The sequence below is a fragment of the Helicobacter sp. MIT 01-3238 genome (assembly GCF_003364135.1).
Lineage (GTDB): Bacteria > Campylobacterota > Campylobacteria > Campylobacterales > Helicobacteraceae > Helicobacter_B.
On sequence record NZ_NXLN01000006.1, the window covers coordinates 1 to 12,891 of the forward strand.

At 41.6% G+C, this 12,891-nt stretch carries 10 protein-coding genes and 1 pseudogene; 7 read left to right on the forward strand and 4 right to left on the reverse strand.

Annotation, left to right across the window (positions count from 1 at the left end):
• From CQA40_RS11015 to tcuB, 4 genes and pseudogenes are all read left to right on the forward strand, one after another.
• Positions 1-620 (forward strand): annotated as a pseudogene (locus CQA40_RS11015) (hypothetical protein); the annotation flags it as partial.
• A 302-nt stretch (positions 621-922) separates the two neighbouring features.
• Entirely contained in the window at positions 923-2,233 is a 1,311-nt protein-coding gene (locus CQA40_RS02925; protein ID WP_115519468.1) for an MFS transporter, read from the forward strand.
• Positions 2,234-2,283: 50 nt separating this feature from the next.
• Positions 2,284-3,747, forward strand: coding sequence for an FAD-dependent tricarballylate dehydrogenase TcuA (gene tcuA, locus CQA40_RS02930; protein ID WP_115519469.1), 1,464 nt, complete (start codon positions 2,284-2,286; stop codon positions 3,745-3,747).
• Positions 3,748-3,808: 61 nt separating this feature from the next.
• Positions 3,809-5,065, forward strand: coding sequence for a tricarballylate utilization 4Fe-4S protein TcuB (tcuB, locus tag CQA40_RS02935; protein ID WP_258864438.1), 1,257 nt, complete (start codon positions 3,809-3,811; stop codon positions 5,063-5,065).
• Positions 5,066-5,253: 188 nt separating this feature from the next.
• Here the strand turns inward: tcuB and CQA40_RS02940 are convergent, their stop codons facing one another.
• From CQA40_RS02940 to murJ, 4 genes are all read right to left on the reverse strand, one after another.
• Positions 5,254-5,643, reverse strand: coding sequence for a type II toxin-antitoxin system PemK/MazF family toxin (locus tag CQA40_RS02940; RefSeq protein ID WP_115519470.1), 390 nt, complete (start codon positions 5,641-5,643; stop codon positions 5,254-5,256).
• 23 nt (positions 5,644-5,666) lie between these two features.
• Complete coding sequence (locus tag CQA40_RS02945; RefSeq protein ID WP_023926803.1) at positions 5,667-5,909, reverse strand: AbrB/MazE/SpoVT family DNA-binding domain-containing protein; 243 nt, start codon at positions 5,907-5,909, stop codon at positions 5,667-5,669.
• Between the two features lie 296 nt (positions 5,910-6,205).
• Complete coding sequence (gene cysS / locus CQA40_RS02950; protein ID WP_115519471.1) at positions 6,206-7,663, reverse strand: cysteine--tRNA ligase; 1,458 nt, start codon at positions 7,661-7,663, stop codon at positions 6,206-6,208.
• 203 nt (positions 7,664-7,866) lie between these two features.
• Entirely contained in the window at positions 7,867-9,378 is a 1,512-nt protein-coding gene (murJ, locus tag CQA40_RS02955; protein WP_115519472.1) for a murein biosynthesis integral membrane protein MurJ, read from the reverse strand.
• A 287-nt stretch (positions 9,379-9,665) separates the two neighbouring features.
• Between murJ and fliW the strand changes: the two genes are divergently transcribed.
• From fliW to CQA40_RS02975, 3 genes are all read left to right on the forward strand, one after another.
• Entirely contained in the window at positions 9,666-10,079 is a 414-nt protein-coding gene (gene fliW / locus CQA40_RS02965) for a flagellar assembly protein FliW (protein WP_115519474.1), read from the forward strand.
• A 32-nt stretch (positions 10,080-10,111) separates the two neighbouring features.
• Complete coding sequence (locus CQA40_RS02970; protein WP_115519475.1) at positions 10,112-11,482, forward strand: glycosyltransferase; 1,371 nt, start codon at positions 10,112-10,114, stop codon at positions 11,480-11,482.
• 122 nt (positions 11,483-11,604) lie between these two features.
• A complete protein-coding gene (locus tag CQA40_RS02975) occupies positions 11,605-12,891 on the forward strand; it encodes a glycosyltransferase family 2 protein (protein WP_115519476.1) in 1,287 nt (428 codons plus the stop codon).

Consider the following 12,891-nt stretch of genomic DNA (forward strand, 5'->3'; position numbering starts at 1 on the left):
TAGGTGGAGTGTTTGTCGATAGAGTGCTAGATATAATAGAGGGCAAACCCTATATTCTAAAAGCTGGAATGCTACTAGGGTATGAGTTTGGGGGGGATAGCAATAGAGCCACAAGACAATCTAGCCGATACCAAAAGCTAAAAAACAAAAACGCAAGAAAAACTCTATCTACTCCTACAAGCAATCAAACAACTACAAACAACAAACGAGCTACAAGCCTAGCACCTAAGGCTGATAGTGCAAATAATGCAAAATCTACTCCACTAGCTAAAACACCTGCTAAAGATTCTAGCCAAGCTAGCAAATCTCAAAAACCAGAACTAACTAAAGCAGAGAAAAAAGCACAAAAGCAAGCTCAAAAAGAAGCACAAAAAGCCCAAAAGAAAGCTGCTAAAGCTGCAAAATCTACTCCCAAATCTACTCCACCAAGGATAAACCTACCTAAAGTGCCAAAATCTAGCACCAAGCAAAATACCAAAGCTACTAAGCCAAATAATGCAAAACCTAATGCAAAGCCTACTAAACCCACAAAACCTACTAATGCCAAATCTACCAAACCAACCACTACAAAGCCAAGCACTTCAGCTAAGCCAACTAAACAAACTAAACCTAAGAAATAAACTCTTGCAAAATACACTCCAACTAAACTCACAAACAACCCCACACCAAAGCTAGTGAATGTGTGAGGGGTGTATGGGGTGGCAAAATGCTAGCCCATAAAGTGATAAAATATTGCTTTACTTTTTCTTACTTTTCATAGAAAAATGCAAAAATTTACATAAAATTTGACAAAACTACAAAATAAATTTGTAAAATGAGTGCTTCTTTGAAGCGACTTTGGAAACAACTTTGGAAATGGCTTCAAAAACAACTTCGTAGTAACCACACAAACCACACCACATTACAACCACAAGGAGTAAAAATGTTTTCTCAAAAAGCAAAGCAAGATGCCAAAAATATCTGCAAAGTCGCAGGTGGCAATTTCTTGGAAATGTATGATTTTGCTGTGTATGGATTTTATGCAGCTATCATCGCAAAAGTTTTTTTTCCCGCAGAGAGTGAGTTTGTCTCTATTTTGCAAAGTTTTGTAGCGTTTGGACTAGGGTTTCTTATGCGTCCGTTAGGCTCGATACTGCTTGGGGCGTATATGGATAAGCACGGGCGTAAGCAAGGGCTTATGCTTACTTTGTCGATAATGGCAGCAGGCACGCTAATCATCGCGCTTTGTCCGGGCTATGATACTATCGGCTTTTTTGCACCTCTTATCGTGGTGCTTGGTAGGCTTTTGCAGGGATTTAGTGCTGGAGCGGAAGTAGGTGGGGCAAGTGTATATCTATCTGAAATCGCCCCTAAGCATTTGCGCGGATTTTATGTTTCTTGGCAGAGTGGCTCTCAACAAATCGCTACGATTTTTGCAGGAGCGATAGGAATTGCGCTACACTATTTCATAGGCGATGCGCTTGTAGAAGCGTGGGGGTGGAGAGTGCCTTTTATCATTGGTTGTTTGGTTATCCCTTTTATCATCTACATTCGTAGGACACTAGATGAAACGCCAGAGTTTAAAGACAAGCTACACAAGCACAATGCAGGCAAAAATATCGGTGCGATAGTCAAAAATATGCTTGAGAATTATCCTATCATCATACTAGGGATTATGTTTGTGATGATGACTACGGTTACATTTTATTTCATCACTTCTTATACGCCTACTTATGTCAAAAATATCTTAAACTTCACTCGGCTAGATGGGTTTATCGTTACGGCGATTGTGGGGCTTAGCAATCTTTTTTGGCTACCTGTTTCGGGGTTTGTGGGGGATAAAATCGGGCGCAAGCCTATCTTGCTTACGATGACATTTTTGGGAATGATTAGTGCCTATCCTATGCTTACTTTCCTTGTGAATAATGTATCTTTTACCAATCTCGTGCTTGTGGAGCTGTGGTTTAGCTTTATCTTTGGTGCGTATAATGGCGCGATGATAGTCTCTCTATCTGAGATAATGCCAAAGCAAGTCAAGGCACTTGGATTTTCTTTTTCTTATTCGCTAGCAGTTGGGATATTTGGCGGGTTTACACCTACTATGGCAACTATCCTTATCGAATACACAGGTAGCAAGGCTTCTCCTGCGCTGTGGCTTAGCTTTGCGGCAGTTTGCTCATTTATCTCCGCGCTTATTTTGTTTAGAAAAGGTGGAATCTATGAGTGCAACAACCCCAAAAACACAAATGAATAACCTCGCTTCTTAAACGACTTATACAAAATCTATAACTTAAGGAGCAAAAAATGGAATGCAAAGAATTTGACATAGTCATCATCGGCGGTGGAAATGCCGCACTATGCGCTGCTATAAGTGCAAAAGAGCAGGATTCTAGCTTAAGGGTGGCTTTGCTAGAAAGCTCACCTAGAAAGTGGCGCGGTGGCAACTCCCAACACACACGAAATCTACGCTCTATGCACGATGAGCCTACTGATGTGCTTACTTCTAGTTATAGCGAAGATGAGTTTTTTGATGATGTGTTTAAGGTTACCAAAGGGCAGACAAATGAAAAATATGCTCGCTTTGTCATCTCAAAAACCCCTCAAATCGTAGAGTGGGCGAAAAAAAATGGCGTGAGATTTCAGCCCTCTATGCGAGGCACGCTTCATCTTGGGCGAACAAATGCGTTTTTTCTAGGTGGGGGCAAAAGCCTTGTAAATGCGTATTATTTCACTGCTGAAAAGCTGGGGGTAGAGATTTTTTATGAGTGTGAAGCGGTGGAGATAATCCCAAAAGAAAATCAAGTGCAAGAAGTCATAGCACTAGATAAAGTGCGAAATGAGAATTTTAGATTTCAAGCAAAATCCTTTGTCATCGCAAGCGGTGGGTTTGAGTCAAATCTGCAAATGCTAGAAGAAGCGTGGGGAGAATGCGCTAGGAATTTTATCATTCGTGGGACGAAGTTCAATCAAGGCAAAATGCTACAAGCCCTAAAAGATATAGACGCTAAAATCATAGGCGACCCCACGCAAGGACATATGGTGGCAATCGATGCTCGCACACCAAAATATGACGGCGGTATCGCTTCACGGGTGGATTGTGTCTCGCTAGGAATCGTAGTAAATAGTGCTGGGGAGAGGTTTTATGATGAGGGGGAGGACTTCTGGCCTAAGCGATATGCGATATGGGGGAGGCTAGTGGCGCAGCAAGAGGGGCAAATCGCGTATTCTATCACTGATGCTAAAGTGCAAAGCGCGTATATGCCCTCACTTTTCCCACCCATAGTGGCAAACTCCATAGCCGAGCTAGCAGATAAGATAAATAGTGATAAAAATCTGCAAATGAGTATAGATGAAGCACGGCTGACAAAAACTATCAATGAGTATAACTCCAAAGTGGTGGAGGGGAAGTTTGACCACACGATACAAGATGAGTGCCACACACAAGGGCTAGAAGTAGAAAAAACGCATTGGGCGTTGAAAATCGACACTCCACCATTTTATTGCTATCCATTGCGACCGGGTGTTACATTTACCTATATGGGTGTGAAAGTCAATATGGACGCGCAGGTGCATAGAGCTGATGATAGCTTGTTTGAAAATCTGTTTGCTGCAGGGGAGATAATGGCTGGAAATATCCTCACTCAAGGCTATGTAGCTGGGTTTGGTATGAGTATCGGCTCTGTGTTTGGCAGGCTATCTGGGGCAAATGCCGCAAAAGTCGCCATAGCAAAAATGCCCCCAAAACCGCTTGCCAAACAAGCCAAATAATCCACCCAAAATCTAAATAGACAAATACGCAACCACAAATACGCAACCAAAGGAAAACACAATGCAATCACAGGTATTTAACAAAGTCATAGGCACAAGCGCGTTTGAAAAGCTAAGCAAAAATGACGCTAGCCAAACAAGCCAAGTCAGCGATACAAATCAAGCAGATAAAGACACGATTTCCAAAATGTGCGCTAAGACACAAGAAGCCTACACAGACGCGCTTCAGTCCTGCATAATCTGCAATTCTTGTCGCTATTGTGAGGGGCTGTGTGCGGTATTTCCTGCTATGGAAAAAAAGCGAGAATTTAACCTACAAGATATAGACTATCTAGCAAATCTCTGCCACCAATGCAGTGAGTGCTTTTATGATTGTCAATACGCACCACCGCACGAATTTAATGTATCTATCCCGCAGCAGTTTGCTACCATTCGTCAAGAGAGCTACAAGAAATACGCGTTTTTGCGTCCTTTGAGTGTGGCGTTTGAAAAAAACGCACTTATCAGTAGCGTAGTGTTGCTTGTGCTACTTTTTTTGGGATTTTGCCTTGCAAGTGCGTTTGAGCCAAGCGCAAGTGTAGCGGCTAGCAGCATAGGTGGTGAAGTGGCTAGTGTGGCAAAAAAGGGCGACTTTTTTGCTGTGATTCCTTATGGATATATGGTTGGGATTTTTATGATAGTTGGGTGCTTTAGCTTTGTGGCATTAGCCATTGGCTTTGTGAGGTTTGGCAAGGCAATAGGGCTAAAACTACCACCACTTGAAGTGATAGCACAAAGCCTAAAAGATACGCTATCTCTGCGCTATCTAGGAGGGCACAAAAGCGAGGGGTGCACCTATCCTAATGCCTTGCGAAGCAACGCGCGTAGAATCTATCATCATCTAACCGCTTATGGATTTTTGTTTTGCTTCATCGCTACAAATCTAGGTGCGATATGGATGCATTTTTTGGGGCTAAATGCTCCTTATGACATTACCCAAGCTCCCAAAATCTTTGGGCTTGTCGGTGGGATAATGCTTTGTGTTGGCACACTAGGGTTGCTATTTATCAAGCTAGAAGCAGATGATGAAATCAAGGATTCTCAAAGTGTGGGAATGGACTATGTGCTTATAGTTATATTGTTTTTATCAAGCTTTAGCGGGCTATGTCTAATGGTGTCTAAGCAAAGCCTGCTACTTGCGTATATGCTGTATTTTCATCTAAGCACGGTGCTGGCGTTTTTTGTGATGATGCCCTACTCCAAATTTGTGCATATTTTTTATCGCTTCATTGCGTTGCTAAAATATAATACTGATGAATACGAAATGGAACACAAGTAGAGAAAGTGGCTGTTTGCAAGTGTAGTTGCTTGATAGAGTGGGGGCGAAGTGTGGTGGGCAAGTGTGGCAAGCAAAGTTGTGGTAGAAAAAGTATAGTAGGGAAAGTGTGGCAAGCAAAGTGCAGTAGGAAAGAAGGCAAGCCACACAGAAACCGTGCTTAGAGCGGGAGTGCTTAGCTTTGGCGATTTTTAGTTTAGTGCGAATTGTAGTCCTAAAAGGCTTGCTAGAAGTTTTTTGATTTGGTAGATTTTGGAGATATGTATTTTTGTGATGGGGGTGGCGTTTCTTTGGGCAAAATCCACGCTTTTTATTTGGTCAGCTAGAATCATCATTTTTGTTTTGAGTGTGATAGGCACTTCAAATGGATAATCCCTAATCTGGCTTGTGATAGGCACGCATACGCATAGCCCGCTAGCTTTGTTGTAGGTTATGGGACTTAGCACGACTGCTAGTCGCTGCTTTGGCTTTATGTCTTTTGCTTCTTGAGGGTTTGCTTCACTTGTGTCTGTCTCTTCGCTTGGGATAAAATCTAGCGACACTACATCGCCTAAATCAGGTGTATATTTTTTTGCTACCATTTTTTCTCCTTATTTTATTGATTTTACCACTCTTTGCTTTGAGTGTTGTCGCTATTGCTCCATTGGGCTGCGATATTGAGATTTGTAGAGTTTATGCCTCTGCATATTTCCTCGATACTTTTGTGCTTTTGCATTATGATTCCGCTTCCATCTAGCACAAATACATCTAGCTCGCTATCTTCTTTTAGGTTTAGCTCTTGAGCGATTTCATCAGGGATACGAACGATGAGAAAATTGCTCAATTTTTTCAGTTTCACTCGTTTCATTTCAAGTCCTTACATAATGTTAAGGCTTAGTTTTTGGTTATTTTCAAGCGATTGCCAAAAAGCAATGCTAATAACGCTACTAAGTTTAAGTCAAAGATTCTATCTAAAAAATTTAACTAAATCATAAAAATTATTGTTTGTTTGAAAATTTTGCCAAATGGATTTTGATAAAGCATAATAAATAGCAAGTATTTTTAAGCATATCTAAAAACACCGAGTGCAAATGAGAAATATTACTTGGCAGTAGGATTTGTCGTGTGCTTTTGGTGCTAAATGCTCTAATGCCAAGCACTATCTTAAAGTGTCTCTACCTTTTCCCACACGCTTCCTTGTGGCGTGTCTAGCAGGGCGATTCCCATATCTGCTAGCTCATCACGCAGTGCATCTGCTAGGGCGAAGTCTTTGTCTTTTTTTGCTTGCGCTCTTTTGGCGATTTTGGATTCTATGATAGATTTTTGTGCTTCATCTATGCCTTGCTGAAAGTATGCCACTTCATCGCCTCCACCGATACCTAGTAGCTCTTCGACAAAGGCTAGATTTTGTAGTATTTGGGATTTTAGATTTTTGTCTTTGGGGGTTTTATCTAGGCTTGCGTTTGCGCTAGTTAGCATTTCCTCTAGCACGCTTAGGGCTTTTGATACATTCATATCATCACTCATCGCTTCTAGCATTTCTTTGCAAAACTCATTTTTGGGTGTTTTTGGTAGAGTTTGGCTAGATTCTTTGGAATATTGTGCTTTGGCAAAATCGCTTACGCGCTTTTTTAGTCGGTAGATTTTATCTAGCCGTTTTTTGCTAAAAAGCAAATCCTCCTCACTAAAATGTAGCACAGCCCTATAATGCACTCCAAGCAAGTAGTTGCGTAGCACTTCGCCACTATATGCCTTTAGCGCGTCTTTGATAAAAAAGCTATTGCCAAGCGATTTGCTCATTTTTTCACCATTGATATTGACAAAGCCATTATGCACCCAATACTTTGCTATCTCTCTTTTTGTGGCGCAACGCGTTTGACTTGCTTCGTTTTCGTGATGGGGAAATAGCAAATCTGCGCCACCTCCGTGAATGTCTATGGCAAAATCAGGGCTTTCTTCTATGCTGTATGCAAGGCTAGATTCTATCATCGCGCTACACTCGATATGCCAGCCCGGTCGTCCTAGCCCTAGATGACTTTCATAGCCCTCATCATCTGCGCCTTTGTAGCTTTTCCATAGTGCAAAATCACGCTCATCTTTTTTGTGGCTGTCATTTTTGATTCTAGCTAGATTTTCATCATCTTGGCTTCCTCTCGTGCTTATAGAGCCGTATTTTTCATCTTTTTCTACGCTTAGGTAAATATCGCCATTTTCTAGCTTGTAGGCTATCGAAGAGTCTAGTAGTGTTTGGATAAGATTAGAGATTTGAGCGATATTTTGGCTTGCTTTTGGGGTGATGTCTGCGGGCAAGACATTTAGCGCGTCCATATCTTTGAGGTAAGAATCTGTGTATGTTTGGGCTAGGGCTTGTATAGATACTCCTTGAGAGTGGGCTTTTTTGATGATTTTGTCATCTATGTCGGTGATATTTTTGACAAATAGGACTTCATAGTCATTTAGCATAAGTGTCCTGCGGAGCAAGTCAAAGGCAATCGAGCTTCGCGCGTGCCCTAGATGTGCATCATCATAGACTGTGGGACCGCAGACATAGATTCTAGCTTTGCCTTGTTTGATTGGCTTAAAAGGGAGCTTTTGTCTTGCTTTGCTATCATAAATTTGCATAAATTTCCTTTTGGTAAATCCGCCTAAATGTCGCTAAAAATGTGAGAAAAAGTGCTTGTGTAGCTTGTCCTAATCTGCCTAAAGCCCCAAATGATTTGTTAAAATCTAATGCCTTGCTAATCGTTTGCCCTGCTAGCTGTTTATAAAATCTCTACATAAAATATCCACTATGGAATCTCTTTGGGAATCTCTTGGGGGAATCTTTAGGGAATCTCTACAAATGCTAGCCAAAGCCACAAAATCCCCACTTCTACACTTACAAATACCACCAACAACACACCCAACTTAGAATCTGCAATTATACCCCAAAACTTAGCAAACCCAAATGCTTTTATCGTTAGCCAAAACAGCACAAACCCACTCAAACTCCCTGCCAATGCCAGCCCAAAAGCCCCCCAAAACTGCATAAAAATAAGTGAAAACACCACGCCCACAGCTAGCGAAATCGCCGAGATTTTGGCAGCTAGGGCTTGCCTCATAGTCGCATACAGATATAGAGAAAAAATCCGTGCCAATCCAAAAGGCACAAGCCCCACCATATAGCCAGCAAATACTAGCGCACACTCCAAAGTATCAGCCCTAGCAAATTTTCCGTGCTCATAGAGTAGCCATATTATTTGCTTACCTAGCATTATCCCTCCGATAGCGCAAGCAATGAGTGCGAAGCACAAAAACCAAAAGGATTTTTTAAGCGATTGTAGGGCTTTGTCTTGCTGATTTGCTTTTATGGATTTTGCTACCATAGGAAAAAGCGCGGTAGAAATAGCGATAGCAAAAATGGCTAGAGGGAGCTGAAAGATACGATTGGCATAGTAAAGATAAGAAATCGAGCCACTTGCAAGAAATGAAGCTAGAATCGTGTCGATAAATGACGCGATTTGCGCGGTGGAGCTACCAAGCATAGCGGGCAAAAATTGACTAAAAAATGCTTTTAGCTCGGATTTGATTTTGGTGGCTAGGGATTTTGCTTTGCTTGCCTTACTTGCCTTGTTTGCTTCATTTTTTGCGACTTCTAATGAGCCCTTGCCTGCGCTTGCAGATAGAGCACCTCCCAAAAACGCCTTTTTGATTTCTAGAACCCCGCATACGAACACCTTGCAAAATCCTAATTTCCACAATGGATAAAAATGTAGCCCCACTTGTGCTACCCCACCTAGTATCACCCCAAAGCTCACAAAATACACTATTTCTAGCTCATCTTTGCCTTGCGCTAGAAATAATGCCACAATCATTGCGATATTTAGCAGCGCGGTATTATACGCACTTACCCAAAAATGCTGCTTATATTGCAAAAGCGCGCTAAAAAAAGTTACCCAAAATACAAGAAGCAAATACCAAAAATGTATCGCCACAATGGGACTTGCAATCTCTATGAGGGAGGAGTCAAACCCAAGTGCTAGTATGCGCGTAACGCCACTGCTAAAGCAAACAACAAATAGGCTTAAAAACAGCAATATAGAGCTAAAAATCACTAGCACAAGCACGCTAAACGCGCCTTTTTTGCTAGAGGCGATGAGGTTTGGCAAAAAGCTCTGCGTGAAAGCCCCCTCGCCAAAAACTCTGCGGAATAGATTTGGGAATTTAAAAGCGACAAAAAATATATCGCTATAAATCCCCGCACCCAAAATATTTGCCATACTCAAATCGCGCAAAAATCCAAAAATACGCGAGCATAAAATCCCACTACTATTTGTCAAAAAGGCTTTTTTTAGCACGAATTTCCTTTTGGATTTTTAAGATTTCTTAAATTTGTTTGCCTAGTTTTAGTGCTTATTTTGGTGCAAGGTGCGATAAAAGACAAAGGCAAATGGCGAAAGGCAAATAGATTGACAAAATAGATTGACAAAAGGTTGATTATAACATATTTTGACATATATTGCATTGGCACAAAGTTTGCTTTCTATCTGTCCTAATGCTAAAGATTTGATAAATCTTTAAGCAAGTGCAAATATGGCGTCCCACAGCCAAATTAAGTTCCAAATCAAGTTTAAGGAGAGAGTTTATGCGTTATGCTATCAAAGCCCCTATTTTAGGGTTTGAATACATTTCAAGTGTCGAGCTTGTCAAAATCGATGAGTATTTCTCAAAAATCATCGCTCAAAATGATGATACAAATCATCAGCTTGCTCACAACATAGAAATGATGCTAGTAAATCCCTACACGCTACGAGAATACAGCTTCATAATCCCAAAATACATAGAAAGCCTGCTAGAGATTGATAGCACTTCAAGGCTAGAGGTGTATTGTATCGTGGTTTTGCAGCGAAATGTAGAGGACTCTATGGTAAATTTCCTAGCTCCTCTTGTGTTTAACACTGCAAATAAAACCGCAGGGCAAATCGCGCTATCAATGATAGAATACCCAGATTTTGGGTTTAAAGAAAGCCTAAAATCCTTTATGCGACAAGGCGCGTAAGTGGTGCTTTAGGCGATTTATAAGGCTTAAATTTGGCTTTGCTTATCACAGGTGGAGGCACGGGAGGGCATCTTGCCATAGCGCAGGCATTGGCAGAGGAGCTAGCTAAGCGTAAGGGGCAGAATGATAATTTGGGGGAAGTGGTGTATGTGGGGTCTATAAGTGGGCAAGACAAACAATGGTTTGGGTGTGGCAATTTGTCTGCGGGTATCCATTTGGCAAATGTTTCCACCCCGCTTCACTGCGGCGCACATTTAGGTGCGCCTCATTCGCAGGGCGAAAACATTTGCCAAAGCGACACTTCACCTACTTCTATTGTAGAAATTAACAAAGTTGCAAAGAATGCAAATACTGCTAATGGCGACAGGGCAAATGCCAAAGCCACAGATTTTAGTGAAAAATCTATTTTTAGTGCGACTTATTTTTTGCCAACTTCAGGGGTAGTAGATAAACGCGGAATTGCAAAAATCCTCTCCCTACTTCATCATCTAAAATCCCTAAAAACGATTCGCGCAATTTTTGCTAAGCACGATATAAAAGCCGTCATTAGTGTAGGTGGCTTTAGTGCTGCACCTGCAAGTATCGGTGCAATAGTGTTTGGCAAGCCATTGTTTATCCACGAGCAAAACGCCATAAAAGGCAGACTAAACGCGCTTTTATCGCCATTTGCAAGGCGCGTGTTTAGCTCATTTGGAAAAAACAGTGTGCCCTATCCTATCAAATCTCAAGCTAGAGAAAAAGCAAGGGTGCGAACAGAGATAAAAACCATAGCTTTTATCGGTGGCTCACAAGGTGCACGCACGATAAACCACCTAGCTATAAGCCTAGCTACCACGCTTTTATCGCTAGGATTTAGGATAATCCACCAATGCGGGCAAAACGAGCTAGAATCCACCAAAGCCAAATATGCAGAGATTGGGATTGGCACTTGCACACAAAAAGAAGCGGATAGCAAAGAAAATAAGCTAGAGCTTTTTGGATTTAGCACGGATATTTTGTCTCACTTAGAGAGTGCTGATATTTGTATAGGCAGGGCGGGGGCTAGCTCTGTGTGGGAAAACGCTGCGCTAGGATTGCCGATGATATATCTGCCATATCCTTATGCTGCCAGCAATCATCAAGTGCATAATGCGGAGTTTTTCGCTAGCAAGGGATTCGGACTTGTGCTAGTGGAATCAAAAAATAATACTTCACAAAAAGATGTGCAAGAAAAAGCACAAAAAGAGGCTCAAAAACAAGCAGAAATAGAGGCGATGAAAGATAGGATTTTGGAGTATATCGCTAGCTTTGGTAGTAGTGAGGGCAAAAACGCACTAGAATCTATCTCAAAGTCGCTTATTTCCCTCGCTAAGCAAGATGGGGCGAAGCTCATTGTCGATGAGATTTTAGGCGAGCTAAATTAAGGATTTAATATTAGTTTATCTCTACGAATTACAATTTCACACATTTTAGGTTTTGCAATACATTAGTGATTATTGCTTGTTGCTTGCCGTTTTGGCATATTTTATATTGAAGTGAGTTTGCTATGGGCATCTATGATTCAAACACTTTAGACACAAAAACGAGAAATTTGGCAAATCCAAATGAAAATCTAGCAAGTCTAGTAGGGCTATCCATAGTCGTTCCTTGCTACAACGAGGAAGTATCTTTGCCACTTTTTATGGAGGAAATCACAAAGGTTATGAGCGGGGTTGTCCCACTGCTTTTGGACAATGCTGCGCTTATCGCACCTGTGGGAATCTCTACAAAAAACGACTTTGCCAAAAATGGCAAAAATACTAGCGGATTTTTGCCCTATGAGATTATTTTTGTAAATGATGGCAGTAGGGATAAAACATTGCAAGTCCTAGATAATATCGTAGCAAAAGAATCTAGCGATGAAGCAAACTCACGCAAAATCCATATCCATTCCTTTTCGCGCAATTTTGGCAAGGAAGCAGCGATTTTGGCGGGGCTAGGCAAGGCACAAGGGCAAGGAGTGGTGCTAATTGATGCGGATTTGCAAGACCCACCAAGACTTATAAGCGATATGGTGTGCATCTGGCTAGAATCTAAGCGAGAGACAAAAATCATCTATGCTCGCCGAACCACTCGCGCAGGGGAGTCCAAAGTCCGCGCGTTTTTGAGCGAGATGTTTTATAAAGTCTCAAATTTCATAAGCGAAGTCAAAATCGAATCTGGCGTGCGGGATTTTCGGCTTATGGATAGGGAAGTCATCGCCTCTTTGCTACAAATGGGCGAATATCATCGGTTTTGTAAGGCTATGTTTGCTTGGGTGGGATACAAGAGAGAATGCCTAGAATACGAGTATATCCCGCATATCAAAGAGTCCTCTAGCTGGAGTTTTTGGAAGCTGTTTAAATACGCCATAGAGGGAATCGTAAGCTTTAGCACGATGCCTTTGCGCATAGCGTTTGTGCTTGGGTTTATCATTTCGGCATTTGCAGCGGTGTTTGGCGTGTATCGCATCATAGATACGATTATCTATGGCAATGCGGTGGCGGGCTACCCTAGCCTTATTGTCATCATTACTTTTATTGGTGGCATTCAGCTAATGATACTTGGCGTGATAGGGGAGTATATCGCTAGAATCTATGAGCAGGTAAAATCCCGCCCGCACTTTATCCTAGAGCATCGCAATGTCTATGATGGAGTGGCATATAATCCTAGCACCCAATCTAGTGCTACTGCAAAACCTAAAGATTCTAGTAAAGACTTATCCCAAGACTTGTCCAAAAACCCTCCCAAAGTGTCTAAAACTCCAACGCAAAATCTAGCACAAAATCAAAAAGAGCAAACTTCGCTATTTTAG

Coding starts and splice junctions, on each gene's coding strand:
- fliW (WP_115519474.1), top strand. CDS start 9,666: ATGCGTTATGCTATCAAAGCCCCTATTTTAGGGTTTGAATACATTTCA.
- CQA40_RS02945 (WP_023926803.1), bottom strand. CDS start 5,909: ATGAAACGAGTGAAACTGAAAAAATTGAGCAATTTTCTCATCGTTCGT.
- CQA40_RS02925 (WP_115519468.1), top strand. CDS start 923: ATGTTTTCTCAAAAAGCAAAGCAAGATGCCAAAAATATCTGCAAAGTC.
- CQA40_RS02940 (WP_115519470.1), bottom strand. CDS start 5,643: ATGGTAGCAAAAAAATATACACCTGATTTAGGCGATGTAGTGTCGCTA.
- CQA40_RS02975 (WP_115519476.1), top strand. CDS start 11,605: ATGGGCATCTATGATTCAAACACTTTAGACACAAAAACGAGAAATTTG.
- tcuB (WP_258864438.1), top strand. CDS start 3,809: ATGCAATCACAGGTATTTAACAAAGTCATAGGCACAAGCGCGTTTGAA.
- cysS (WP_115519471.1), bottom strand. CDS start 7,663: ATGCAAATTTATGATAGCAAAGCAAGACAAAAGCTCCCTTTTAAGCCA.
- tcuA (WP_115519469.1), top strand. CDS start 2,284: ATGGAATGCAAAGAATTTGACATAGTCATCATCGGCGGTGGAAATGCC.